Below are 25,639 nucleotides of genomic sequence, written 5' to 3' on the forward strand. Positions count from 1 at the left end.
CGGAGATTTCCATGACCCAGATCCTTCAAAGCTTCATCGGCGGCCGCTGGCTCGGCGAGCAGGGCGCGCAGGTGCTCCGCAGTGCCGTCAACGGCCGCCCGGTCGCCAGCACGCATGCCGAGTCGATCGACTTCGGCGAGGCGCTCCATCACGCGCGCAGCGTCGGCCTGCCGAATCTGCTGGCCATGGATTTCCAGCAGCGCGCCCAGCGGCTTCGCGCGCTCGCGAAGTACCTGGCCGAGCACAAGGAAGCGCTGTACGCCATCTCGGCCCATACCGGCGCGACGCGGGCCGACAGCTGGATCGACATCGAGGGCGGCGCGGGCACCCTGGCGGCCTACGCCGGCATCGGTGCCGGCGAACTGCCTTCCGGCAACCTCGTGCACGAGGGCCCCGCGATGCCGCTCGGCAAGAAGGGCGGCTTCGCCGGCACGCACATCCTCGTGCCGCGCCATGGCGTGGCGGTGCACATCAATGCCTTCAATTTCCCGGTGTGGGGCCTGCTGGAGAAATGGGCGCCCAGCTTCCTTGCCGGCATGCCCTGCATCGGCAAGCCGGCGACGTCGACCAGTTTCCTGACGGAAGCGCTGGTGCGCCTGATGCACCGTTCCGGCCTGTTGCCGGAGGGCAGCCTGCAACTGGTGATCGGCAGCACCGGCGATCTGCTCGACCGCCTCGACGGCGCCGATGTCGTGACCTTCACCGGCTCGGCGGACACCGCGGCCAAGCTGCGCGTGCATCCGAACATCGTCCGCCAGTCGATCCCCTTCAACGCCGAGGCCGATTCGCTGAACTGCGCGATCCTCGCGCCCGACGTGTCGCCCGACGACGAGGAGTTCGATCTCTTCGTCAAGGAAGTGGCGCGCGAGATGACGGTCAAGTCGGGCCAGAAGTGCACCGCGATCCGCCGCGTCATCGTGCCGCGCCAGCATCTGGATGCGGTCGCCGAGAAGCTGCGGGCGCGGCTCGCGAAGACGGTCGTGGGCGACCCGTCGCGCGAGGACGTGCGCATGGGCGCGCTGGCATCGCACGCGCAGCAGTCCGACGTGGCCGAGCGCGTCCGCATGCTGATGGAGGGCGCGGAACTGGTCTATGGCGCGCGCGACGGCTTCTCGCCGCAGGGCGAGGGCGTGGCCGAAGGCGCGTTCTTCTCGCCGACGCTGCTGCTGTCGCGCGATCCGCTGCGTCACGACGCGGTGCATGACGTGGAAGCCTTCGGCCCCGTCAGCACGCTGATGGCCTATGACGGCCTGGACGATGCGCTGGCGCTGGCTGCGCGGGGCCGCGGCAGCCTCGTCGGCACGCTGGTCACCAAGGACCCCGCAACGGCCGCCAGGGCCATTCCGGTGGCTGCGGCGTACCACGGCCGCCTGCTCGTGCTGGACCGCGAGGCCGCGGTCGAATCGACGGGCCATGGCTCGCCGCTGCCGTTCCTCAAGCACGGCGGCCCCGGCCGCGCGGGCGGCGGCGAGGAGCTGGGCGGCCTGCGCGCGGTCAAGCACTACCTGCAGCGCGCGGCGGTGCAGGGCTCGCCCACCATGCTCGCGGCCGTCACCGGCGAGTACATGCGCGGCGCCAAGGTCAACGAGTCGGAAGTGCATCCCTTCCGCAAGCACTTCGAAGACCTGGCCATCGGCGATTCGCTGCTGACGCATCGCCGCACGGTGGGCGAGGCCGACATCGTTGCCTTCGGCGGCATCTCCGGCGACTACTTCTACATGCACTTCGACGAGGTCGCGGCGAAGGAGAGCCCCTTCGGCAAGCGCATCGCGCACGGCTACTTCGTGCTGTCCGCGGCGGCCGGCCTGTTCGTCTCGCCGGCGCCCGGACCGGTGCTGGCCAACTACGGGCTCGACACGCTGCGCTTCGTCAAGCCGGTCGGCATCGGCGACACGATCCGCGCGCGCCTCACTTGCAAGCGCAAGATCGACCGCCAGAAGAAGGACGCCAACGGCGTCGGCCAGGGCGTGGTCGCGTGGGACGTGGAAGTGACCAACCAGGACGGCGATCTGGTCGCGAGCTACGACATCCTGACGCTGGTGGCCAAGCGCGGCTGACACAGCGCGCCGGATCCGTCTACTGGCCAAAGGTCTGGCGCCTCCGGCCGGCCGATGCCTTGCAATGCGCAGGGGGCTGGGATCAAATCCCCTGCCCAGCCTGCCGTGCAAGGATCGCGCATGACCCCGTTCACCCAGTCGTCCCGCCATTGGATGGCCGTCTTCGTTGCCGCGACGGCGCTCGCGGGTTGCGCGAGCAAGAACGATCCAGTGTCCCAGGCTGAAAGGGCCGGTGCCGCCAAGGGCGTCGCCGCCCCGAGCATTGCGGAGACCAAGGCGATCGCCGAGGAGGCCTTCATCTACGGCCTGCCGCTGGTGATGAACTATGCGGTCATGAACGAGTACGCGGTGGACAAGGGCGGGCCGCAGTTCAAGGCGCCGTTCAACCAGATCAACAACGAGGCGCGCGTCTTCACCTACCAGGACACCGCCATCGTCACCCCCAACAGCGACACGCCCTATTCGATCCTGTGGATGGACCTGCGCGCGGAGCCGATGGTGATCACGGTGCCCGCGGTCGACAAGCGGCGCTATTACTCGGTGCAGCTTGTCGACGGCAATACCTACAACTTCGGCTACATCGGCAGCCGCGCCACGGGCAACGACCCGGGCAGCTACATGGTGGCCGGTCCGGATTGGAAGGGGCCGACGCCGCCGGGCATCGGCAAGGTCTTCTTCTCGACCACGCCGTTTTCGGCAACGATCTTCCGGACCCAGCTCTTCAACCCGAAGGACATGCCCAACGTGGTGAAGGTGCAGTCGGGCTACAAGGCGCAACCGTTGTCGTCCTTCCTGAAGCAGCCGTCGCCGCCGGCCGCTGCGACGCTCAAGTTCCTTCCGGCCACCACGGCAGGGATCAAGGAGAACTTTTTCGAGTATCTCGACGCCGCGCTCCTGTACGTGCCGCAAACGCCCGAGGACGCGGCCGTGCGGGCCCGGATCGCGCGCATCGGCATCGGGCCCGGGAAGACCTTCGAGTTCAGGGACCTGTCGCTCGAGCACAAGGCCGCCGTCGGTCTCGGCATGAAGGAAGGCGACGAGAAAGTGGACAAGTTCCTTGCCGGTGGAACGAAGAACGTCGACGGCTGGAAGGTCGGCTCCGCCTTCGGCGACCGCAACTTCTACAAGGGCAACTGGCTGCTGCGCGCCGCCGCGGCCAAGGGCGGCATCTACGGCAACGATGCGGTGGAGGCCACCTATCCGCTGACCCGCACCACGGCGGCCGGCGAGACGCTGGATGGCAGCAAGCACAACTACACGCTCACTTTCCCGGCCGGGCGATTGCCGCCGGTGGATGCGTTCTGGTCGGTCACGATGTACGACGGCAAGACCCAGCTGCTGATCAGGAATCCGATCAACCGCTATCTGATCAATTCACCGATGCTGCCCGGAATGAAGAAGAATCCCGACGGATCGCTCACGCTCTACATCCAGAAAAAGTCGCCGGGCAAGGCGAGGGAGAGCAACTGGCTGCCCGCGCCCGATGGCCCGATCTACCTGGTGATGCGCCTGTACTGGCCCAAGACGAAGCCGCCGTCGATCCTGCCGCCGGGCGAAGGCACGTGGAAGCCGCCAGGGGTGGTGGCAACGTCGAAGTAGCCGCGTCCGGACCTGACGCACGGCGCCGCCGGCTTCCTACACCGGTGCGCGGCGGCGCGACCTACGGTGCCGGCCTGGAGACCCATGCAATGCTCGCATCCGAGACCCCCGCGCCGTGAACAAGCCGAGTGCAAGCGAGGCGCTGGCGCCTTATCACCTGAAGCGCGACTTCGAGAAGACGCCCGAACCCCGCACGGGCGGCAAGTCGGGCGCCAAGGGCGCGCTCTCCTTCGTCGTGCAGAAGCACCATGCGAGCCACCTGCATTACGACTTCCGACTGGAGCTCGACGGCACGCTCAAGAGCTGGGCTGTGCCGAAGGGGCCCTGCCTCGATCCGACCGTCAAGCGCATGGCCGTGCATGTTGAGGACCATCCGATTTCGTACGCGAATTTCGAAGGCACGATCCCGGCCGGGCAATACGGCGGCGGCAACGTCATTGTGTGGGATCGCGGCGAGTGGGCCGCGGAAGGCGATGCCCGCGCGGGCCTGTCGGAAGGCAAGCTCAAGTTCGAATTGCGCGGCGACAAGCTGCGCGGCCGGTGGACGCTGGTGCGCATGCGCGGCAAGGGCGAGAAGCAGGCGCCCTGGCTGCTGATCAAGGAAAAGGACGACGAAGCGCGACCGCTCGCGGATTACGACGTCGTCGAGGCGCTGCCCGACAGCGTGCTGAGCGGTCGGGATGTCGACGATCCCCCGAACGTCAGCTACGGTCGGGAGCCCGCACCCGGGAAAGCCGAGACATCCGCTGCGAGCAAGAGCGCAAGCAGGAAGGCGAGCAGCAAGGCCGCCGCCAAAGGCCCCGACGCGCTCGGCCGCAAGGCTGCATTGCCCGCTTCGCTCTCACCGCAACTCGCGACGCTCGCATCCGCGCCGCCGGCCGCGCCGGACGACTGGCTCTACGAACTCAAGTTCGACGGCTATCGGCTGCTGACGCGCATCGATGGCGACAAGGTGCAGTGCATCACGCGCAATGGCCACGACTGGACCTCGAAGCTGCCCAAGCTCGCGCAGGCGCTCGCGAAGCTGCCCACGCGCTCGGCTTGGCTCGACGGCGAGATCGTGGTCGAAGGCCAGAAGGGCGCGCCCGACTTCCAGGCGCTGCAGAACGCCTTCGACAGCGGCGCCACCGCGTCCATCGTCTACTGGCTGTTCGATGCGCCCTTTCTCGACGGTCGCGATCTGCGTGACGTGCCGGTCGAGGCACGTCGAGCGCAACTCGCCCGGTTGCTCGGCAAGAAGCCGCCCGCCCTGCTGCGCCTCAGCGAAGCGTTCGATGCCTCGCCGCGCGACCTGCTCGCATCCTCGGCGCGTCTGGGTTTCGAAGGCATCATCGGCAAGCTGAAAGGTTCCGTTTATGTGTCGCGCCGCTCTCCCAACTGGATCAAGCTCAAGAACCAGCAGCGGCAGGAATTCGTGATTGGCGGGTACACCGCCCCCAAGGGCTCGCGCGCGGGTTTCGGCTCGCTGCTGCTGGGCGTCTACGACGAGGAGGGGGCGCTGCAGTACTGCGGCAACGTCGGCACCGGTTTCGATGGCACCCGATTGGCGGACGTGAAGGCGAAGCTGGACAAGCAGCTAGCGGACAAGTGCCCGTTCGCGACCCGTCCCGCCGGCGTCAGGGCGCAGTGGGTCAAGCCCGCGCTGGTCTGCGAAGTGGCCTTCGGCGAGTGGACGCGCGAAGGGCGCATCCGTCATTCGGTCTTCCAGGGACTGCGTGCCGACAAGCCGGCGCGCCAGATCCGACGCGAGACCGCGAAGTCGCCAGACCCGAAGCCCTCGAGCGCGGCCGACAAAGAAAGCACCAAGCCCATGAAGCAACGCATCACCAACGCCGACCGTGTGATCGACGCGCAGAGCGGCGCCACCAAGGGCGAGCTCGCCGCCTACTACGAGCAGGTGGCCGCATTGATCCTGCCGCACCTCAAGGGCCGGCCCGTGTCGCTGGTGCGCGCGCCGGACGGCGTGGGCGGCGAACTGTTCTTCCAGAAGCACCTGAAGCTGGACGAGCTCCCGGGCGTGAAGCTGCTCGATCCGGCGCTGGACCCGGGGCATGAACCGCTGCTGCAGATCGACTCCGCCAAGGGCTTGCTGTCGGCGGCCCAGATGAACGTGATCGAGCTCCACACCTGGAACGCGACGTCGAACGCCATCGGGAAGCCCGACCGCATGACCTTCGATCTCGACCCAGGGGAAGGGGTGCCGTGGGAGCGCATGCAGGAAGCGGCCATGCTGGTGCAGACGCTTCTCACCGAACTCGGGCTGCCTGCATTCCTCAAGACCAGCGGCGGCAAGGGCGTCCACGTGGTGGTGCCGATCCGCCGCCATTTCGACTGGGACACGGTGAAGGGCTTCTCGCAGGCCGTCGTGCAGCACCTGGCAGACACCATTCCCGATCGCTTCGTCGCCAACAGCGGCCCGCGCAATCGCGTCGGCAAGATCTTCGTCGACTACCTGCGCAACGGCTTCGGCGCGACCACGGTCAGCGCCTGGTCCGCGCGTTCGCGGCCTGGCCTGGGCGTGTCGGTGCCGCTTGCGTGGGATGAGCTTCCGGCGTTGACGAGTGCGTCGCAATGGACCATCCGGAACGTCGGCGAGCGCGTGGCCACGGGCAATCAGCCGTGGGCCGAGATGGAAAAGAGCCGCAAGTCGATCGGCGCGGCGATGAAGATGCTGGGCTACAAGGCGCCTTGATGGCGCTTCGGCCTCAGGCGGCCACCGGAACCGGCAGCACCTCGTCGGTCGTGACTTCGAACTTCTCAAGCGTGTTGACGCCGAACACCATCGTGATCGGCACGTCGGCCGCATCGCGCCCGCGCGCAATCAGCACGCGGCCGATGCGCGGCACGTTGTGGCGTGCATCGAAGGTGTGCCACCGGTCGCCCAGGTAGACCTCGAACCATGCACTGAAATCCATCGGATAGGGCACCGGCGCGATGCCGATGTCGCCGAGATAGCCCGTCACGTAGCGCGCGGGGATGTTCATGCAGCGGCAGAGGGTGATCGCGAGGTGCGTGAAATCGCGGCAGACGCCGACGCGCTCGCGGTAGGCGCCCAGCGCCGTGCGGGTCGCGTTCGCGCACTGGTAGTCGAAGCGAAGATGTCCGTGCACGAAATCGCAGATCGCCTGAACGCGCTGCCATCCGTGCGGAACGCCGCCGAACCGCGCCCACGCGAACTGCAACAGCTCGCTATCGACTTCGCAGTAACGGCTCGGCAACAGGAACTGGAGGGTTTCGACGGGCAGGTTGGCCGGCGGATGCTCGAAGGCGGTCGGCACGACGGGATCGGGCCAACCGGTGTCGAACACCACGGCTTCGTTCTTCAAGTGCACCCTGTTCACGCCAAAAGGCACTTCCACGCGCGCGCAATGGTTATTGAAGGCGTCGGTGTAGTGATCAGTGCGCAGCGGCGGGCTGATGGTGAGGTTCTCCCCCGACTGAATGTCCGCTGCGCGCGAAGGATGTACGCGCAGCATGTAGATCAGCGCCGTGGGCGCCGTGACGCCGAGTTCGATGTCGAAACCGATTTTGATGAGCATGGTTCGCTGACGTTGAGGGAGGTGAAGGGGAGATCAAGCATGTTTGGTGCCCGCGTATTGCAATTCATCCTAGCCACGCGCGGCCGCGCCGGACGTCGACGAATCCCCGAAGCCGCGTAGTCCAATTTCAACGCCCTCCATCGTCAGCGTGGTCCTACCGCGCTCGCCTGTCCGTTCCCACACGCCGGAGCGTGGCGCCACTACGGGCACGGCTGCCGACGCCACCTAAGCTTGGCAATCGGTCCGCAGCCGACCCCTCCCACAACCCGCACGCCTGGAGCGAACCATGGATCTTTCCGCGTTGTTTGGCCTGTTCGGTGAATCCTGGATCGACGAGTTCCTCATCTGGGCCGTCGCGTCGGCAGCCGCCGTCGTTGCCGTGGTGGCCGTGGCGAATGCACTGAACATGCTGTTCGAAACGGAAGCGGGCTGACTCTCTCGCGGCGCCACGACGCGCCGCCTCTCGACTGAAACAGAAGGATTCCCTGATGACGCAACAGAACAGGGCGGCCGCCGGACGTCGCCCGGCAAAGGGCGCCGACGGCAGCAATGCCAAGCAGGAGCAGCTCGCCACCTTCACCGCCGACAACACCGCGCAGCTCACGACCAACCAGGGTCTGCAGATACCGGACAACCACAATTCACTCCGGGCCGGCGTGCGCGGGCCGACGCTGCTCGAGGACTTCATCCTTCGCGAGAAGATCACGCACTTCGACCACGAGCGCATTCCCGAACGGGCAGTGCACGCCAGGGGATCGGCGGCGCACGGCTATTTCGAGGTCTACAAGTCGATGTCGCAGTTCACCTGCGCGGAGTTCCTGCAGGACCCGGCGGTGAAGACGCCCGTTTTCGTGCGCTTTTCGACCGTCGCCGGTTCGCGCGGTTCGGCCGACACGGTGCGCGACGTGCGTGGCTTCGCCGTCAAGTTCTACACGCAGCAGGGCAACTACGACCTGGTGGGCAACAACATCCCAGTGTTCTTCATCCAGGACGCGATGAAGTTCCCGGACCTGATCCACGCCGTGAAGCCGGAGCCGCACAACGAGATGCCGCAGGCCGCGAGCGCGCACGACACCTTCTGGGACTTCGCCTCGCTGATGCCCGAGACCACGCACATGCTGATGTGGGCCATGTCGGACCGCGCGATTCCGCGCAGCCTGCGCATGATGGAGGGCTTCGGCGTCCACACCTTCCGCTTCGTCAACTCGCGTGGCGAGAGCCATTTCGTGAAGTTCCACTGGAAGCCCAAGCTCGGCATCCACGGCCTGGCCTGGGACGAGGCGCAGAAGATCGCGGGCAAGGACGCCGATTTCCACCGCCGCGACCTGTGGGAAGCCATCGACAAGGGCAATTTCCCCGAATGGGAACTCGGCGTGCAGATGATTCCGCAGGACAAGGAGCACGCCTTCGGCTTCGACCTGCTGGACCCCACCAAGCTCATCCCCGAAGAAATGGTGCCGGTGCAGCGCATCGGCCGCATGGTGCTCAACCGCAACCCGGACAACTTCTTCGCCGAGACGGAGCAGGTGGCCTTCCATCCGGGCCATGTGGTGCCGGGCATCGACTTCACGGCCGACCCGCTGCTGCAGGGGCGCCTGTTCTCGTACACCGACACGCAGATCTCACGCCTCGGCGGTGCGAACTTCCACGAGTTGCCCATCAACAAGGCCGTGTGCCCCTTCCACAACTTCCAGCGCGACGGCATGCATCGCCAGACCATCGCGCGCGGCCAGGTCGCGTATGAGCCCCATTCGCTGATCGACGGCAAGGAGTACAGGATCGACGGCGCGAGCGGCGGCTTCCAGTCATTTCCCGAAGTGCTGGAATCGCCCAAGGTGCGGCGGCGCAGCCCGTCCTTCGACGACCACTTCACGCAGGCCCGGCTGTTCTTCAACAGCCAGAGTGCCGCGGAGAAGGAACACATCATCGCGGCCTTCCGCTTCGAACTGTCGAAGGTCGAGGCGCCGGGCGTGCGCCAGCGCATGGTGGACAACCTCGCGCACGTCGACGAGAAGCTCGCGCGCCGCGTGGCCGAGCCCCTGGGCATCAATCCGCCCGACGCGAAGGCCGCGGCCGGCCGTGCGGGCTACCGGGACCATCGCTTCACGATGCCGATCGACGAGTCGCGCGCACTCAGCATGCTCGACACTGGCGACGGCTCGATCAAGACGCGCAAGGTCGCGATCCTGGTCGCCGACGGCGTCGATTCCGCATCGCTCAAGCCCATCCGCGAGGCCATCGAGCAGGCCGGGGCGCAATGCAAGGTGGTCGGCCCGCGGCTGGGCACGATTGCGAGCGCATCGAAGCGCCAGCTCGACGTCGATGCAACCTTCGTCAACATGCCGTCAGTGATGTTCGATGCGGTGCTCGTGCCCGCCGGCGCGCAAGGTGTCGAGGCCATGGCGCGCAACGGCGATGCGGTCCACTTCGTGCTGGAGGCCTACAAGCACTGCAAGGCGATCTGCACGGTGGGCGACGGCGTGCGCTTGCTCGCGTCGCTCGGCATCGGAACGGATGCGAAAGCCGCCCCGGCCGGCGTCGTGGTGGCCCCAACGCCGGTGACGAATCTTGGCGACGACACGGCGGCGGTGAAGATCGCGCAGGACTTCATCGCGGCGATCGCGAAGCATCGGCACTGGGACCGTGCCAATGTGGAAGGCGTGCCGGCGTAGTCGCCGGCACGGCCGTCAGCGACCGTTCGGGCGCGAGGTCCAGCGGGAGCGCGCGAGCGCAACCAGCTCGATCGCGCCCCACAGCAAGGCGATTCCGACGCCCCTGAACGGGTGACTGGGCAGGTGTGGGGAGATGCGAGGCATGGTCTCCCACCGTAGCGCGCATGTGTGACGGCTTGATGGCACCGGATGCGGCTATCCTGCCGTCACTCCCCCGTCCTTCCAGACCCGTGTGACCCCCTCCGATCTGCCCGAATTGGTCGAGCTGCAGAGGCTCTCCGAACTCGCCGGCGTCCACATGTCGCGGCGCGTGCTGTGCGAGGTGACGACCGGCGAGCGGCGCTTTCCGGTGGAGACTTTCATCCTGGGCAGCGCGAGCCCGCTCGCGCCGGCCGTCGGCTTCTTCGGCGGGGTGCATGGCCTCGAGCGCATCGGTGCCGAAGTGACGATCGCCTACCTGCGCAGTCTCGTCATGCGCCTGCAGTGGGACGACACGCTGCACCGCCTGCTGGAGACAGTGCGCCTCGTCTTCATGCCGCTCGTCAACCCGGGCGGGCTGTGGCGCGGCACGCGCGCCAATCCGAACGGTGTCGATCTCATGCGCAACGCGCCGGTGGATTCCACCGAGCGCGTGCCCTATCTCATCGGCGGCCAGCGCATCAGCGCGGCGCTGCCCTGGTATCGCGGCGCGCAGGGCGCACCGATGGAGAGCGAAAGCGCGGCGCTGTGCGAATTGGTCGAGGCGGAGCTGACCGCACGGCCCTTCAGCATCGCGGTGGATTGCCACTCCGGCTTCGGGCTCACCGATCGGATCTGGTTTCCCTTCGCGCACACCTCGCGTCCCATTGACCACCTGCCCGAGATGCATGCCTTCTGCGACATCGTCGACGGGTCGCTGCTGCACCATCGCTATGTGCTGGAGCCGCAGAGCCGCCAGTACATGGCGCATGGCGACCTGTGGGATCACCTCTACCTGCGTGCCTGCGACACCAAGCCCGGCTCGGTCTTCCTGCCGCTCACGCTGGAGATGGGCTCGTGGCTCTGGGTAAAGAAGAACCCGCGACAGATCTTCTCGCGCCATGGCATCTTCAATCCGATGATCGCGCACCGGCAGCAGCGGGTGCTGCGGCGCCATGTCGCATGGCTGGACGTCATCACGCGCGCCGCGTGCAGCCATGAGCGCTGGGTTCCGAAGGGGGCCGAGAGGGATCGGCATCGACAGCAGGCGCTGGCGCGCTGGTACGGAGGTACGGCCCGATGAGCACATGGGTTCTCCTGCGCGGGCTCACGCGCGAGAGCGGACACTGGGGTGCCTTTCCGGACCTGCTGCGCGCGCGCATGCCCGGTGCGCGCATCCTCACGCTCGACCTGCCCGGCAACGGACAGCTGAACCATGCACAGAGCCCCACGCGCATCGAGGCGACGATGGAAAGCTGCAGGCTGCAACTCGCGGTGGATGGTCACTCGCCGCCCTTCCACCTGCTCGCGATGTCGCTCGGTGCGATGGTGGCGGTGGAGTGGGCGCATGGCTACCCCGAGGAGCTCTCGGGCTGCGTCCTGATCAACACCAGCCTGCGTCCCTTCAGTCCGTGGTATCGGCGCCTGCGCCCTGCCAACTACGCGGCGCTTCTCGGCGTCGCGGCCGGCCTCGGCACGAGCCGCCGACGCGAGCAGACGATCCTGCGGCTGACGAGCCGACACGTGCAGGACGATGCGCGGGTGATCGACGAATGGACGGCCTTGCGCGAGGCGCGTCCGGTCTCGGGCATCAACGCGTTACGGCAACTGCTGGCGGCCGCGCGTTATCGCGCGCCGGCCGTCGCGCCGCCCGTGCCCCTGCTGGTGTTGTCGAGTCGGTGCGACGAACTCGTGAACGCGCAGTGCTCGCGTCGACTCGCCCGGCAATGGAGGACGGCCATCCTCGAACACCCGACGGCCGGCCATGACCTGCCGCTCGACGATGGTGCGTGGGTCGCCCGGCAGGTCGCGCGGTGGGCCGGTTCGGCCTCGCGCAGACCCATCACTTCCGGCCATCCGCCGGACGCAGCACCGTTCCCTTGAGCGTGACTGGCTTGCCGATCGGCGGGGCGGTGCTGGTTTGGACCGTGCGCAACGAGCCGTCCTGCATGCGCACGCTCACCTCGTAGGCCGTCACCGTGTGCGTGCGCTTTTCGATCTCGTTGCCCGCGAAGCCGCCGCCGACCGCGCCGAGCAATGTCGCCGCGGTGCGTCCGTTGCCATGACCGATCTGATTGCCGACCACGCCGCCGACGACGCCGCCGGCGACCGCGCCGACGCCCGTCGTGGGCACCTGGTGCTGCACGGTGCGGACCGATTCCACGTGGCCGCAGACCGAGCACACGCGCGCAGGTGCCGGCGCGGGACCCGGAGCCGGTGCCGGGCCTGCCTGCGCGACGTTCGGCAGCGTTTCAGGTGCCCGGACCGGTGGCGGCAGCGGCGTCGTGGGAGCCGCCGCGCTGCTCACGGGCGGCGGAGCAGGGACGGCCTGCGCAGGCGGAGGCGTCTTGAAGTCATCCGGCGCGGGTGCCTGCCTCACGGGCGCCGCGGCGATCGCAGCGGGCTCGGGCGTGCTGTTGCGGCCTTGCTGATGCAGCAGCACGCCGCCGAGCGCGGCCACGGCCACCGCGAGCGCGCCAATGGCCGTCCACAGCACCTTGGGCGACGAGTGTGTCGGCATGGGTTCGACCGGCGGGCGGTCGAGCGAAGTCGAGTTCATAGAGGGTCCCCTTTACATCCCCGCTGCACGAAAGCGCGGGGTTCAGGGAACAGCATCGCCGTCGAGCAGGCGCTGTCAATGCGCCGCAGTCCTACAAGCGGCTCAGGCATCCCACGCGACAAGGCGTCGAGGCGTGTCCCACAACAGCTTCCGGCGATCGTGCGCGCCGGGAAAGAGTTGCTCGACGAGCGCCAGCTGCAAGCCGTAGTCGATGCGCTCCGTGGCGCGGAGATAGGGCCAGTCGGAACCCCAGACACAGCGATCGAGCGAGAACGCATCGACGAGCGCGCGCACGAAGGGCCAGACGTCTTCGTGCGGATGAGGCCGCTGCGAGAACTTCGCAAGGCCGGACAGCTTGACGAATGCGCGCCCGGTGCGCCCCAGTTCGAGCAGTGCCTGGAAGCCCGGTTGATGAAGGCCCGCATCGGGCTGCGGCTTGCCGCAATGGTCGATCAGCAGGCCGACATCGGAACCGGAGAGCAATGGATGCAGGCTGGGAAGCTGGTCCTTCTCGACCTGCACCTGCAGCAGCAGATCGAGCTCGACCAGTTTCCGCAGCAACTCGCGGGCTCCCAGGTAGTAGTCGACGCCGAGGAAGGAAGGATTGAACGCGACGCCGACGATGCCCTGCGCCTTCAACGCCGCCAGCGCATCGAGTGCGATGTCGTTGTCCACGACCGCGATGCCCTTGAACCGGCCCTTGCTGCGGGCGATGGCATCGAGCATGCAGCGGTTGTCGGTGCCGTAGCCGGAATTGGGGCCCACCAGCAGGGCGTGGTGCACACCGTAGGCTTCCGTCACCGCCATGAAAAGGTCGGCCGATCCCGATTCCTGGCCGATCGGGCGGTAGTGCGTGTCGGCCGCGTACGGAAACCGGGCGGGATCGAAGATGTGGTTGTGGCAATCGATTTTGGGTTCTTCGAAGATGCGCGTCATGGGTGTCGGGGAAGTCGTGGCGTGTCGGCGCAAGCGTACTCCCGGCGAACGGTACCTACCATGACCCCCAGGAGACACGCAATCGGCCATGGGTCTAGGAGGGGCGGCCCACGGGTTCGTATGATGCAGATGGCGGCAACGGGGCCGCGGGATCCAGCGAATCGAACATGACACTTTCCGAGGATGGAGCTTCCGGCCAGGAAGATGCAGACAGTCTGGTGGTGCGTGTGGTCGACGATGACTGTGCGTTCCGACGCGCGGTTTGCGACCAGTTGATGACGGCCGGCCATCGGGTGCGTGACTACGGCTCCGTCAGCGAGCTTCTGCGCGAAGGCATCGGCGACGAGCCCGGCTGCCTGATCCTCGATCTCCACATGCCAGGCCCTGACTGGCTCGACCTGCAGGATGTCGTCACACGCAGCGTCGAACCACTGCCCGTCATCGTCCTCACCGCCAGGGCCAGCGCGCACGACACCTTGCGCGCCATGAAGGCGGGGGCGGCGGATTTCTTCCTCAAGCCGGTCGACCGGGAGACGCTCGTCGGCGCGGTGAGAAACGCCCTGGCCCACCATCTCGCCCGTCGCCGGACCCTCAGGCAGATCGCAGCGCTGAAGGCGCGCTACGCGACGCTCACGCCCCGTGAGCGGCAGGTCGCGGCCATGGTCGTCGCGGGTGCCTACAACAAGGAAATCGGCGTGGCCCTCGGCACCGCCGAGCGGACGGTGAAGCTGCACCGCGCGAACGCGATGGACAAGATGGGCGCGCGGTCGTTGCCGGATCTGGTGCGCGCATTCAGCGAACTGAATGTCGGCCCGCCCGACGACTCAGCGATGAACGGCACCTGAGTCGCCGGCCTGGAAACGGGACGGTCACGGCGTAGAAGCAGACGCGGCGACCCCGGGCCAACCCGACGAGCGCCGCCGTTTGCGGCCTTATCCGACAGGGTGCGGGCCCCGGGTCTGGCACGCTCGCAGGGTTTTGCCCTTTCTGACCGCTTCATGAACCAACCCTCCGCGATCGATCCGCAGGACTTCGAGCGCCTGCTCAGCCGAAACCTAAAGCTGCCGCTCGCAGGCGGCATCTTCGGCGCCGTGGTCTTCGTCGCACTCATCGTGTACCTCTTGTCGGTGATCGGCTGGGTGGAACACACCGACCGCGTCACGCGCGCCGCGAGCGACGTCCAGCGGCGCAGCATCGATCTCGAGACCGGGATGCGAGGCTTCCTGATCACGGGCGACGAGACCTTCCTGGAGCCGTATGAAAGTGCGTTGCCCCGGATCAAGAACGACCTCGGCGCCCTCAAGACGCTCGTGTCCGACAACCAGGCGCAGGTGGAGCGGGTGGACCGCATCGCGTCGCTGCAGGATGCCTGGAACCAGTTCGCACGGGAGATGATCGACGCGCGCCGCAGCGGGGGCGACTACCAGCAATCGGTTCGCCTTGGCCGGGGCAAGCGGCTGACCGACGAGATGCGCACCGAGTACACCGCTTTCAACAACACCGAGCAGAGCCTGCGTTTCGAGCGCAACAACGAAGCCAATCGCACGAGCATGGCGATCGTCGCTTTGTTCGTTCTCTTCACGCTCATCACCACCGGCCTGCTCGCCTATTTCGGGCGGCGCCAACTCGTGCGCCTTTCCGAGAGCTATGACGCCGTGCTCGCCGAGCAGGCGACCCACGCCGCGACGCTGCAGCGGCAAGCCTGGCTACGCGGGGCGCAGACCGAACTGACCGCCGAACTGGTGGGCGAACTCAGTGCGCAGGAGATGGGGCGCAAGGTGCTGGCCTTCTTCTCGCGCCGCATCGGCAGCCCGGTCGGCGCGCTGTACGTTCGCGAGCGCCATGGTGCGTTGCGCCGCGTGGCGAGCTATGGCTTTTCGAGCGAAGCGGAGGCTTCGTCGCAGGTCTTCTCGCCGACCGAGAGCCTCGTCGGCCAGGCGGCCGCGGAGAAGCGGCGCATGCTCATCGAGCCTGTCAGTGCCGACTACCTCAAGGTCAATTCCGGGCTCGGGGAGATGGCGCCGTCGGCGTCGTTGCTGCTGCCCGTGGCCAACGACGGCATCGTCAATGGCGTGGTCGAACTCGGCCTGCTTCAGGCGCCGGCGGAGGAGGCGAACCTGCTGCTCGACCTGGTCGCGGGCAACATCGGCAGCTCCATCGCCGCGGTGCGCTATCGCGAGCAGTTGCAGGACGCGCTGGCCGAGACCCAGCAGCTCAACGAAGAGCTCCAGGTGCAGCAGGAAGAACTGCGCACCGCGAACGAGGAACTGGAGGAACAGTCCCGCGCACTGCGCGTTTCCCAGGCGACGCTCGAAAACCAGCAGGCCGAGCTGGAGCAGACGAACAGCCAGCTGTCCGAGCGCACCGAGGCGCTGGACCTGCGCAATGCGGCGCTGCGCCGCGCCCAGCACGATCTCGAGGAGCGCGCCGACGAGCTCCAGCGCGCGAGCCGCTACAAGTCCGAATTCCTCGCGAACATGTCGCACGAGCTGCGCACGCCGCTCAACAGTGCCCTCATCCTGGCGAAGCTGCTGGGCGACAACCCCCAGGGCAACCTGAGCGGAGAGCAGGTGAAGTTCGCCGAATCGATCTACGCCTCGGGCAACGACCTGCTGGTGCTGATCAACGACATCCTCGACATCGCCAAGGTCGAGGCCGGCAAGCTGGAAGTGGTGGCCGAGGAGGTCGCGCCGGCGAAGCTGGCCGCCGGGCTGGAGATGAGCTTCACGCAGCAGGCCGGGCAGAAGGGGCTGAAGTTCCGGCTCGACGTCCGTCCGGATGCGCCGGCCACGCTGGTCACCGACCGGCAGCGCGTGGAGCAGATCCTGAAGAACCTGCTGTCGAACGCGCTCAAGTTCACCGACCACGGGGAAGTGGCACTGACCGTGTCCGGCGCGCCCGGCGGCGGCGCGGCCTTCGCGGTCACCGACACGGGCATCGGCATCGCCGAAGGCCAGCAGGAAGTGATCTTCGAAGCCTTCCGCCAGGCCGACGGGACGACCAGCCGCCGCTATGGCGGCACGGGCCTGGGCCTGTCGATCTCGCGCGACCTGACCCGGCTGCTCGGCGGCACGTTGAGCGTCAGCAGCCAGCCGGGCGCCGGCAGCACCTTCACGCTCGAACTGCCCGCGCAATCGCCGCAGGCCATCGCGCCCCCGGTGGACCCGAAGCCGGCGCCGCCTCCGCCGCAGGCCCGCGCCGCAATGGTGTCGGCTCCGCCCGCACCGGTTGCGCAGGACGTCCCGGCGCCGCAGTTTTCCGACGATCGCGCTCTGCCGCGGGACCAGGCCCGTCGGGTGCTGGTGATCGAGGACGAGCCGCAGTTCGCCCACATCCTCTACGACCTGGCGCACGAGCTCGGCTACCGCTGCCTGGTCGCGCATGGCGCGGCCGACGGCTTCAGCCTGGCGACGCAGTTCCTGCCGGATGCGATCCTGCTCGACATGCGCCTGCCCGACAGCCCGGGCCTCGGCGTGCTCCAGCGGCTGAAGGACGACCCGCAGACGCGTCACATCCCGGTCCACATCGTCTCCGCGCAGGACAGCTCCGAAGCCGCGCTGCACATGGGAGCGATCGGCTATGCGCTCAAGCCCACGTCGCGCGACCAGCTGATGGAGGTGTTCCGCAAGTTCGAGGACAAGCTCACGCAGAAGCTGAAGGCCGTGCTGCTGGTGGAGGACGATGCGCTGCAGCGCGACAGCGTGGTAAGGCTGATCGGCGACGACGACGTGGTCATCACCGCGGTCGAGTCGGGCGAAGAGGCGCTGGCGTTGCTGCGCACGCGGGTCTTCGATTGCATGATCACCGACCTGCGCCTGCCCGACATGCAGGGCAGCGAGCTGCTCAAGCGGATGGCCATGGAGGAGATCGTCTCGTTCCCGCCCGTCATCGTCTACACCGGCCGCAACCTGACGCGCGACGAGGAAGCCGAGCTGCTGCGCTATTCGCGCTCGATCATCATCAAGGGCGCGCGCTCGCCCGAGCGGCTGCTCGACGAGGTCACGCTGTTCCTGCACAAGGTCGAGGCCGACCTGTCGAGCGAGCGCCGGACCATGCTGAAGACGGCACGAGGACGCGACCGCGTCTTCGAAGGCCGGCGCATCCTGCTGGTGGACGACGACGTGCGCAACATCTTCGCGCTCACGAGCGCGCTGGAGCAGCGGGGCGCCACCGTGGAGATCGGCCGCAACGGGCGCGAGGCGCTCGAGAAGCTCGACCAGGTGCGCGACATCGACCTCGTGCTGATGGATGTGATGATGCCGGAGATGGATGGCCTGGAGGCCACCCGTCGGCTTCGCCAGGACCCGCGCTTCGCGAAGCTGCCGGTGATCGCGGTCACTGCAAAGGCCATGAAGGACGACCAGGAGCAGTGCCTGGCGGCCGGTGCCAATGACTACCTCGCGAAACCGGTGGACCTCGACCGCCTGTTCTCGCTGCTCCGGGTGTGGATGCCCAAGATGGAGCGGCTGTGAAACCCGTCGCGTCGCCTCCGCCGTTGCATCCGCCGAGCGATACGGACATCGAGCTGCGCCTGCTGATGGAGGCCATCTACCTCAAGTACAGCTACGACTTCCGCAACTACACCGGTGCCTCGCAGAAGCGCCGCGTGACGTACGCGCTGGCGCAACTGGGTTTGCCGAGCATCTCGGCGCTGCAGGACAAGGTGCTGCGCGATCCGGCACTCTTCACGCAGCTGCTGCAGTACCTCACGATTCCGGTGAGCGAGATGTTCCGCGACCCGGGCTACTTTCTCGAACTGCGCCGGCAGGTCGTGCCGCTGCTGCATACCTATCCGTCGCTGAAGGTGTGGGTCGCCGGCTGCAGCACCGGCGAGGAAGTGTTCTCGCTGGCGATCCTCCTGCGCGAGGAGGGCCTGCTGCAGCGCACGCAGATCTATGCGACCGACATCAATCCCTCGTCGCTGGAGAAGGCGCGGCAAGGTATCTTTCCGCTGGAGGCGATCCGCAACTACACGACCAACTACCAACGCGCGGGCGGCCTGCGGGCGTTTTCGGACTACTACACCGCCGCCTACGACGCAGCGCGCTTCGACCCTTCGCTGTGCGTCGACGTGATCTTTGCCGACCACAGCCTCGCGACCGATGCGGTCTTCGCGGAGACGCAACTGGTGTCGTGCCGCAACGTGCTGATCTATTTCAACCGGCAACTGCAGGACCGGGCGCTGGGCCTGTTCCACGAGTCGCTCTGCCATCGCGGCTTTCTCGGGCTGGGCGCGAAGGAGAGCATCGATTTTTCGAGCTACTCGGATCGATTCGAGGTCCTGTCGCGCGGCGAACGTGTCTTTAGAAAATTAGCATGAAACTCGCCCCTGGACTTCGCGCGCGGCCGGTGAGTGCCGTCGTCATCGGTGCATCCGCCGGTGGCGTCGATGCGCTGATCGCGCTGCTCGCCGGCCTGCCCGCGCAGTGGCGGCTGCCGGTCGTGGTGGTCATCCACCTTCCCGAGGGGCATGACAGCCGGCTGGCCGAGGTGTTCGGGCATCGGCTGCCGTTTCCCGTGCTCGAGGCGGAGGACAAGGCGCCGGTCGCTGCCGGCACGCTCTACTTCGCGCCGTCGGGCTACCACCTGTCGATCGAACGCGATTTCCACTTCTCGCTGAGCTGCGAGCCGCCGGTGCTTTTCTCGCGGCCGGCGATCGACGTGCTGATGAGTTCCGCGGCCGACGCCTACGGCCCGGCGCTGGCAGGCGTCCTCTTGACCGGCGCCAACGAGGATGGCGCCGAAGGCCTGCTGCGCATTCACCAGGCCGGCGGGTTGACCATCGTGCAGGACCCGGACGAGGCGGAAATACCGACCATGCCCAATGCCGCCATCGGCGCCCACTCACCCGACCACGTGCTGTCCCTGCGCGACATCCGCGCGCTTCTCCTGCAACTGGATTCCGCCCATGCCCATTGATGTCGAAAGCAAGTTGCTGATCGTCGACGACCTGCCGGACAACCTGCTGGCGCTGGAGGCGCTGGTTCGCGGCCCGGCGCGGCGGGTGTTTCAGGCCACTTCGGCGGAGGAGGCGCTTTCGCTGCTGCTGGAGCACGAGTTCGCGCTGGCGATCCTCGACGTGCAGATGCCCAACATGAACGGCTTCGAACTCGCCGAGATGATGCGCAGCACCGAGCGCACGCGCCACATCCCGATCATCTTCGTGAGTGCAGCGGGCCGCGAGATGAACTACGCGTTCAAGGGGTACGAGAGCGGCGCGGTGGACTTTCTCCAGAAGCCGCTGGATGCGCACGCGGTGAACAGCAAGGTCAGCGTCTTCGTCGATCTGTATCGCCACCGCAAGGCGCTTCGGCACGAGATGGACGCGCTGGCGGAGGCGAACCGGCAGCAGGAGGCCCTCGTGCAGCAGTTGCAGTGCGCCCAGCGCGAACTTGAGCGCGCCGTGCGCATGCGGGACGATTTCATGTCGATGGTGTCGCACGAACTGCGCACGCCGCTGAACACGCTGTTCCTCGAGACCCAGGTGCGCAAGCTGCATCTCTCGAAGGGCAACCTGGCGCCCTTCGGTCCGGACCGACTGCCCGCGATGATCGAGCGCGACCAGCGCCAGATCCAGAACATGGTGCGCCTGATCGACGACATGCTCGACGTCACGCGCATGCGGCGGGGCGCGCTGTCGATCCGGCCCAAGCCGGTGGATCTCTCGGCGCTCGCCCGTGGTGTGGTCGAGGATCTGGCGCAGCAGGCCGAGGCAGCAGGGTCGGTCGTCGAACTCAGCGCACCCACGCCGGTGGAAGGCGTGTGGGACGAGTTCCGGATCGAGCAAGTGCTGACCAACTTGCTGACGAATGCGCTGCGCTACGGCGGCGGCAAGCCCATCGCGGTCACGGTGTTCCGGGACGGCGACAGCGCGCAACTGACCGTGCGCGACCACGGCATGGGCATCGCCGCCGAGGACCACGAGCGCGTCTTCGAGCAGTTCGAGCGAACGGACGACAGCCGCAAGCACGCGCCCGGACTCGGGCTGGGTCTTTACATCACCCGGGAGATCGTGCGCTCGCACGGCGGGGAGATCGGCCTGGAGAGCGCCCAGGGAGAGGGCGCCGAGTTCCGCGTGACCTTGCCGCTGCACGCCGCGCAGCCCGAATGCTGACAAGGCCCCGATGCGCAGGGTGCGAATGTGTCCTACATCGCGAAGGCGGCCGGCGGTTCGATACTCTGGAACTTTGTATCGGGAGATTTGCAAGTGAACGTTCTGATCGTCGACGACAACGAGGCTGCGGCGGATCTGCTGCAGGAACTCCTCGTGTTGCAGGACCACACGGCGCGCTGTACCTACACGGGTCAGCAGGCCCTGGATGTCGCTGCCAGCGAAGTCTTCGATGCCGCGCTCGTGGACCTCACGCTGCCGGACTTCCCGGGAACCGAAGTCGCGCGGCAGCTGCGGGCGGGCGCACGGGGCGAGGCGCCGCTGCTGGTCGCGATCTCCGGCTACTCGGCCGAGGAAGCGGACGGCGCGGCCGGGCTGTTCGACCATCACCTTCAAAAGCCGATCGACTTCGATCAGCTCGACCGCATCCTGACGCGGGCGGCCGCCGGATGAAGGCTTCACCCGGCGCGCGCAGCTGGATGGCCGCCGGCGTGCGGCACGAACTGCTGACCCGCGCGCTCCCGGCGTTGCGGCATGAAATGGCCGCGCCGGTATCGGTCATCCGCATGGGCATCCTGCTGCTGAAGCGGCAGGTGACTGCCGCGACCTCGCCTGACGCTGCCGCCTGGGCCGAGCGCGTCGCCACGATCGAAGACCAGGTCACGGCGCTTGCCAACGGCGTGCGCTCCTTGCGCGACTGGGAACTCGCGACGCACGACGACGGCGTCACCCGGAGTGAGCTCGTCGCGCAGTGCACGGCGTTGATGCGCGTCGCTTTCGACCTGCACGGCGTCGCGCTGCGGGTCGGCGAAGACCTCTCGGCCGGCGACGGAGATCCACGCTTTCCCTCGGGGGCCGCCCTGCGCTACATGGTGCTCGGCGCACTGGGCTATCTGCACGACAGCGTGCCGCATGTCGGCGCGATCGACGTCGAGTCCGAAGGCGCCGAGGGGCTGCGCTTCTCTGCGACGGTCGGCGATTCGGCCGAGGCCGATCCGGTCGCCGGCGCGCACCGGGCGCCACGTGCGCTGGCGATCGATGCGATCGCGCTGCAATCGCTCGCCGATGGATTGGGGTACGAGGTGACGGTCGCGCCCGACTCCGTGCGCTTCTCGCTCGGCACCCCGCAAGTCGCTGCCTGAGGCCGCGTTCGCGCATCTCGCGGACCTCCCGCATTCCCTGTCAAGCTTGGCGCCCAGCTCGATTTCGGCGGTGGCTGGACCGGGTGGGGCCGGATCGCCTCCGGACCGGCAGCAATTACCAGAACGTGGAAGGGCTCGTGGGCGCCAAGTACGTCTGGTGAACGCACCCCGCCCAGCGCACGCGCGCGGGCGGGGCTCTCCGGGAGGCGCTCCTTAAAGCGACGAGCGCCCCGGCCGGCGCCGGCGCCACCCCGGCGAGGTTCGTTGCCCAGACATCGGCAGGGCCGTGGTGGTCGCTGCAACGGGCCGGTCTTCGCATTCCGCCATCATCCGGATGCTCTGCTTCACGCGGCCGGTCATCTTCTCGTTCAGGTGATTCCAGCCACGGTACATCGGCACCACGACCAGCCAGCCGATGCCGATCACGCCACCCAGCGCGCCCATGTACTCCCAGTGCATCGGTTCCATCTGCCCCGTCCTTCCTCACTTCGTGCGTTCACCGTCAAAGAAACGGGATCGTAGCAACGGGTGGCCTTCCAAGCGGTCCTCGCACCTACGACTAAGGTACAGGCCGATACATTACTGATTCTTTCGCGCTACTTTCTTCGCCATAAAGTCGCGCGGGTGTCGCTCGGATGGCACACAAGAAGGCCGCGACGTCAGGCCAGCACCGCGACTTTCCGGGTCGACAGCAGCGCCCGCAGCTTGGCCGGCGCCACCGGCTTGGTGAGAAGCATCACGCCGCCCTGGCGCAGTCGCTGCAGGACCTCCGGGCCGGTCGCTCCCGAGACCAGCACGGCCAGCGCGTCGGGTTGCAGACGCCGCGTGGCCTCGATGACTTCCATGCCGTCGTCTTCCCCGTCCAGTTGCAGGTCGCACAGCACCACATCGAAATGCGCGCCGGATTCTTCCAGCCGGACAAGCGCAGCCGCGCGGCTGGAGGCGCATTCGACCTGGCAGCCCCATTGCTCGAGCAGGTTGCGGCTGCCGTGCAGGATGGCCGGATCGTCGTCCACCACCAGGCAGCGCACGCCGGCCAGCGGCGCCGACGCGACCGGTTCCGGCGCGGGCGGCGCCACTTCGCGCGGGTTGGCCGCCGGCAATTCGAGCGCGAAAGTGCTGCCGGCCTGCAGCGCCGAGCGCAGCGTGATCCGCGTACCGAGCAAGGCGGCGATCCGCGCGCAGATCGCGAGGCCGAGGCCGAAGCCCTGGCGGCGGTCGCGCTCGGTGTTCGCGACCTGGTAGAACTCCTCGAAGATGCGCGCCTGGTGGATCGGCGCGATGCCGACGCCGTTGTCGCGCACCTCGATGCGGACCGCGCCGCCGCGCCGGCGCGCGGCCACCAGCACGGTGCCGTCGGGCGGCGTGTGGCGGATGGCATTGCTGACCAGGTTGCCGATGATGCGCTGCAGCAGCGCCGCATCGCTGCGAATCGCCAGGCCCCGGTCCTCCCACAGCAGGCGCACGCGTGCGGCGGCGGCCGGCGCGGCATGCTGGGCGTCGAGCTGGTCGAAGATCGTCGCCAGCGACACGCCGGTGATGGTGGGTGTCAGCACCTGCGCATCAAGCCGCGAGATCTCCAGCAGGTCGTCCAGCAGCAGGGTCATGAAGCCGGTGGCCTCCTGCAGCCGCAGCACGGCGGGGCGCTGTGCGGAGCTGGCCGTCGGCAGCAACCCGTCGATGAAGAGGCCCATCGCGTGCAGCGGCTGGCGCAGGTCGTGGCTCGCAGCCGCAAGAAAGCGCGCGCGGGACAGTGCGGCCTGCTCGGCTTCGGCCATGCGCTGCAGGGCGACGGCGGTCGCTTCGCGCACCCGCTCCTCGCTGATCTGCCGGTTGCGTTGCAGGCGTTCGGCCAGGCGGTTGATGTCGTGCGCGAGGTTGGCGAGTTCGTGCTGGGCGCGTCGGGCGCTCATCTCGGCGTCGCCGTCCTCCCGATCCGGCGTGACCACGTTGCAGCGCGCATCGAACTGGCCCGCCTGCAGCGCCGCCACGGCCCGCGAGATGCGGCGCAGCGGCTGGGCGACGGCGCGCGCCGTGTGGCGCACCCAGGCCCACGCGATCAAGAGCGCGATCATCGCGATGCCGATGCCCGCCATCAGCGAGCGCGTGCGTTCACGGTCATAGGCCGTGGTGTCGCGGAAGGTCTGCACCAGGCCGATCGGTGTCTCTCCGACGGCGGTCGAGCCGGGTGGCGCGAAGGCCGTGGCGCGCGAAGCCTCGCGCAGCGTGACCGGTGCCGTGAACATGCGCAACTGCGCGAGCGGCGCCGTCTTCGGGCCGGCCGTCACGTAGACACCGGCGCTGTTGCTGATCTCGACGCGGGTGACCTGCCCGCCCCTCAACGCGGCATTGGCGACATTCTGCAGGGCGGGCAGGTCGCCGGCATAGAGGCTCAGGTCGGACATCGCGGCCACCTGGCGGGCCACGGCCCGGCCCTCGGCGTCGAAGGCGGCTTCGAGGGTGTCGAGACGGCTGTTCGTGAACCACCCGGTGAGCGCGATCGCCACCGCCGCGCAGGGCACGACGCCGAGGCGGAACAGGTCGCGCTGCAGGCTTCCATCGACCACCAGGGCGCGATCGTCGGCGACCGGTGGATCGGCGGGCCGCACCGCGGTGGCGGGTGCGATCAGGCGATGCGCGGGCGCGGTCATCGGTGCCCCCACGCTCGGCACTTCGTGTCCTCGCTGCCCCCCGAGGGGGTGCGACCTTGCCTGAAGCGGTTCTGTGCGGCGGTCATCGAATGGCGGTGACCCGCTCCGTGAGTTCGCGCTCTTCCGGCAGGCGCATGCCCAGGCCGCGTGCGACCGTGGGATTGACGCGAACGGTCGCCGGGGTGGCGGCTTCGACCAGCACGCCGCATGTTCCGGTACTGGATGCCAGTTTCAGCCCCAGCAGCCGCGCTTGCTGGGCCAGTTGTGCCGGGGTGGAGACTGCCGCCGCGAGCCCGCCGGAGCGCACCAGTCCGTCGCTCGTGCCGAACACCGGCAGGCCGGCGCTGGCGCCCGCCCGCAACACGGCCAGGGTCGCGGGCTGGCTGTCGCCGATCAGGTCGGGCAGCACCATGAGCGCGTCGCTGCGAGGCACCAGCTGCCGCAGCACCGAGGCCAGCGCCTTCGCGTCGGGTGCGTATTCCACCTGCAGGTTCCAGCCGTTCGCGGCGCGCTGCAGTTCGCGCACCATGGGTTCCGATTCGGTGGTCGCCACCACGCCCAGCCGGCGTTTCTTGGGCATCACGGCATCGATCAGCGCCAGCTGGTCGGCCATCGCCGGCTCGCGCAGCAGCACGCCGATCCAGCGGTCCGGCCGCCGAAGGGCGGGGTTGTCCTTGAGGCTCTCGTAGTCGAGCCGGCTCAGCATCGCGAGGACCAGCGGGTCCTGGCCCGGGCGCTCGATCGCGGTCCGGGCGGCATTGACGCCGACCGCCACGGTGATGGGGACGTCCGCAGGCGCAGCCGGGCGGGCGCTGCGCGGGCGGGTGCCGACGGCCGGATGGTCCTCGTCGATGGCTTCGGCCGGCCGGGGGTCGGCCACGCGGACCAGTTCGAGGCGACTGCCCTCCTCCTGCGTCTCCCGCAACTGGCGCACGAATTCCGCGTGAGGGGCGGTGTCGTCCGCCATGAGCACCGTGATCACCGCCGCCGAGCTGGTCCCGGACCACACCGCGCATGCGCAGGCGATCGCCGCAATGGCGCATCGCATTCCGGGCAGCTGGTGAAATCGGTTGGAAAACATGGACTGCATCCGCAGTAGGTGATGGGGCCAATGTACGGACGGGGCTCTGTCGGCGCGATAAGGCAGAGGGCTTATGTCGGGACGCGGGCGGTCGGCTTCTCGCGGGGGATGGCC

20 protein-coding genes are annotated in these 25,639 nt (G+C 68.0%); 14 read left to right on the forward strand and 6 right to left on the reverse strand.

What is annotated here, in order from left to right:
• Positions 1–11: 11 nt before the first annotated feature.
• The 3 genes from paaZ to ligD all read left to right on the forward strand — a co-directional run bounded on the left by paaZ (position 12) and on the right by ligD (position 6,348).
• The gene (paaZ, locus tag ACSFBL_RS29715) at positions 12–2,057 is read left to right on the forward strand and encodes a phenylacetic acid degradation bifunctional protein PaaZ (RefSeq protein ID WP_435519411.1); all 2,046 of its coding nucleotides are present in this window, start codon (positions 12–14) and stop codon (positions 2,055–2,057) included.
• Between the two features lie 120 nt (positions 2,058–2,177).
• Complete coding sequence (locus ACSFBL_RS29720; protein WP_435519412.1) at positions 2,178–3,656, forward strand: DUF1254 domain-containing protein; 1,479 nt, start codon at positions 2,178–2,180, stop codon at positions 3,654–3,656.
• A gap of 115 nt (positions 3,657–3,771) precedes the next feature.
• Complete coding sequence (ligD, locus tag ACSFBL_RS29725) at positions 3,772–6,348, forward strand: DNA ligase D (RefSeq protein ID WP_435519413.1); 2,577 nt, start codon at positions 3,772–3,774, stop codon at positions 6,346–6,348.
• A 13-nt stretch (positions 6,349–6,361) separates the two neighbouring features.
• Here the strand turns inward: ligD and ACSFBL_RS29730 are convergent, their stop codons facing one another.
• Positions 6,362–7,195 carry a transglutaminase-like domain-containing protein gene (locus ACSFBL_RS29730; protein WP_435519414.1) on the reverse strand — a complete coding sequence of 278 codons (834 nt, stop codon included), beginning with the start codon at positions 7,193–7,195 and terminating at the stop codon, positions 6,362–6,364.
• 286 nt (positions 7,196–7,481) lie between these two features.
• On the opposite strand from ACSFBL_RS29730, the gene ACSFBL_RS29735 reads away from it, so the two are divergent.
• The 4 genes from ACSFBL_RS29735 to ACSFBL_RS29750 all read left to right on the forward strand — a co-directional run bounded on the left by ACSFBL_RS29735 (position 7,482) and on the right by ACSFBL_RS29750 (position 11,928).
• The gene (locus tag ACSFBL_RS29735; protein WP_435519415.1) at positions 7,482–7,628 is read left to right on the forward strand and encodes a hypothetical protein; all 147 of its coding nucleotides are present in this window, start codon (positions 7,482–7,484) and stop codon (positions 7,626–7,628) included.
• Positions 7,629–7,683: 55 nt separating this feature from the next.
• Complete coding sequence (gene katE / locus ACSFBL_RS29740) at positions 7,684–9,867, forward strand: catalase HPII (RefSeq protein ID WP_435519416.1); 2,184 nt, start codon at positions 7,684–7,686, stop codon at positions 9,865–9,867.
• A 232-nt stretch (positions 9,868–10,099) separates the two neighbouring features.
• The gene (locus ACSFBL_RS29745) at positions 10,100–11,128 is read left to right on the forward strand and encodes a M14 family zinc carboxypeptidase (protein WP_435519417.1); all 1,029 of its coding nucleotides are present in this window, start codon (positions 10,100–10,102) and stop codon (positions 11,126–11,128) included.
• Entirely contained in the window at positions 11,125–11,928 is an 804-nt protein-coding gene (locus tag ACSFBL_RS29750; protein ID WP_435519418.1) for an alpha/beta fold hydrolase, read from the forward strand. Before ACSFBL_RS29745 ends, ACSFBL_RS29750 begins: the two co-directional genes overlap by 4 nt.
• Here ACSFBL_RS29750 and ACSFBL_RS29755 read toward each other — a convergent pair.
• Positions 11,888–12,604, reverse strand: coding sequence for an outer membrane lipoprotein (locus tag ACSFBL_RS29755; protein ID WP_435519419.1), 717 nt, complete (start codon positions 12,602–12,604; stop codon positions 11,888–11,890). The two genes, ACSFBL_RS29750 and ACSFBL_RS29755, sit on opposite strands and share 41 nt — an antisense overlap.
• 102 nt (positions 12,605–12,706) lie before the next feature.
• A complete protein-coding gene (locus ACSFBL_RS29760) occupies positions 12,707–13,540 on the reverse strand; it encodes an amidohydrolase family protein (RefSeq protein ID WP_435519420.1) in 834 nt (277 codons plus the stop codon).
• Positions 13,541–13,707: 167 nt separating this feature from the next.
• Between ACSFBL_RS29760 and ACSFBL_RS29765 the strand changes: the two genes are divergently transcribed.
• From ACSFBL_RS29765 to ACSFBL_RS29795, 7 genes are all read left to right on the forward strand, one after another.
• Positions 13,708–14,385 carry a response regulator transcription factor gene (locus ACSFBL_RS29765; protein ID WP_435519421.1) on the forward strand — a complete coding sequence of 226 codons (678 nt, stop codon included), beginning with the start codon at positions 13,708–13,710 and terminating at the stop codon, positions 14,383–14,385.
• A 153-nt stretch (positions 14,386–14,538) separates the two neighbouring features.
• Positions 14,539–18,012, forward strand: a complete 3,474-nt coding sequence (locus tag ACSFBL_RS29770; protein WP_435519422.1) for a response regulator — start codon at positions 14,539–14,541, stop codon at positions 18,010–18,012.
• Entirely contained in the window at positions 18,009–18,860 is an 852-nt protein-coding gene (locus ACSFBL_RS29775; protein WP_435519423.1) for a CheR family methyltransferase, read from the forward strand. The genes ACSFBL_RS29770 and ACSFBL_RS29775 overlap by 4 nt, the downstream gene beginning before the upstream one ends.
• Positions 18,857–19,459 carry a chemotaxis protein CheB gene (locus ACSFBL_RS29780; RefSeq protein WP_435519424.1) on the forward strand — a complete coding sequence of 201 codons (603 nt, stop codon included), beginning with the start codon at positions 18,857–18,859 and terminating at the stop codon, positions 19,457–19,459. Before ACSFBL_RS29775 ends, ACSFBL_RS29780 begins: the two co-directional genes overlap by 4 nt.
• Positions 19,449–20,654 carry a hybrid sensor histidine kinase/response regulator gene (locus ACSFBL_RS29785; RefSeq protein WP_435519425.1) on the forward strand — a complete coding sequence of 402 codons (1,206 nt, stop codon included), beginning with the start codon at positions 19,449–19,451 and terminating at the stop codon, positions 20,652–20,654. The genes ACSFBL_RS29780 and ACSFBL_RS29785 overlap by 11 nt, the downstream gene beginning before the upstream one ends.
• A 27-nt stretch (positions 20,655–20,681) precedes the next feature.
• Complete coding sequence (locus ACSFBL_RS29790; protein ID WP_435519426.1) at positions 20,682–21,104, forward strand: response regulator; 423 nt, start codon at positions 20,682–20,684, stop codon at positions 21,102–21,104.
• The gene (locus tag ACSFBL_RS29795; RefSeq protein ID WP_435519427.1) at positions 21,101–21,793 is read left to right on the forward strand and encodes a hypothetical protein; all 693 of its coding nucleotides are present in this window, start codon (positions 21,101–21,103) and stop codon (positions 21,791–21,793) included. The genes ACSFBL_RS29790 and ACSFBL_RS29795 overlap by 4 nt, the downstream gene beginning before the upstream one ends.
• A 213-nt stretch (positions 21,794–22,006) precedes the next feature.
• Here ACSFBL_RS29795 and ACSFBL_RS29800 read toward each other — a convergent pair whose 3' ends face one another.
• The 3 genes from ACSFBL_RS29800 to ACSFBL_RS29810 all read right to left on the reverse strand — a co-directional run bounded on the left by ACSFBL_RS29800 (position 22,007) and on the right by ACSFBL_RS29810 (position 25,411).
• Positions 22,007–22,261 carry a hypothetical protein gene (locus tag ACSFBL_RS29800; protein ID WP_435519428.1) on the reverse strand — a complete coding sequence of 85 codons (255 nt, stop codon included), beginning with the start codon at positions 22,259–22,261 and terminating at the stop codon, positions 22,007–22,009.
• A gap of 191 nt (positions 22,262–22,452) precedes the next feature.
• A complete protein-coding gene (locus tag ACSFBL_RS29805) occupies positions 22,453–24,444 on the reverse strand; it encodes an ATP-binding response regulator (protein WP_435519429.1) in 1,992 nt (663 codons plus the stop codon).
• Positions 24,445–24,526: 82 nt separating this feature from the next.
• Complete coding sequence (locus ACSFBL_RS29810) at positions 24,527–25,411, reverse strand: ABC transporter substrate-binding protein (protein WP_435519430.1); 885 nt, start codon at positions 25,409–25,411, stop codon at positions 24,527–24,529.
• Positions 25,412–25,639 lie beyond the last annotated feature (228 nt).

It is taken from the genome of Variovorax glacialis, from assembly GCF_051216375.1.
In the GTDB taxonomy this organism is placed as follows: Bacteria; Pseudomonadota; Gammaproteobacteria; order Burkholderiales; family Burkholderiaceae_C; genus Variovorax.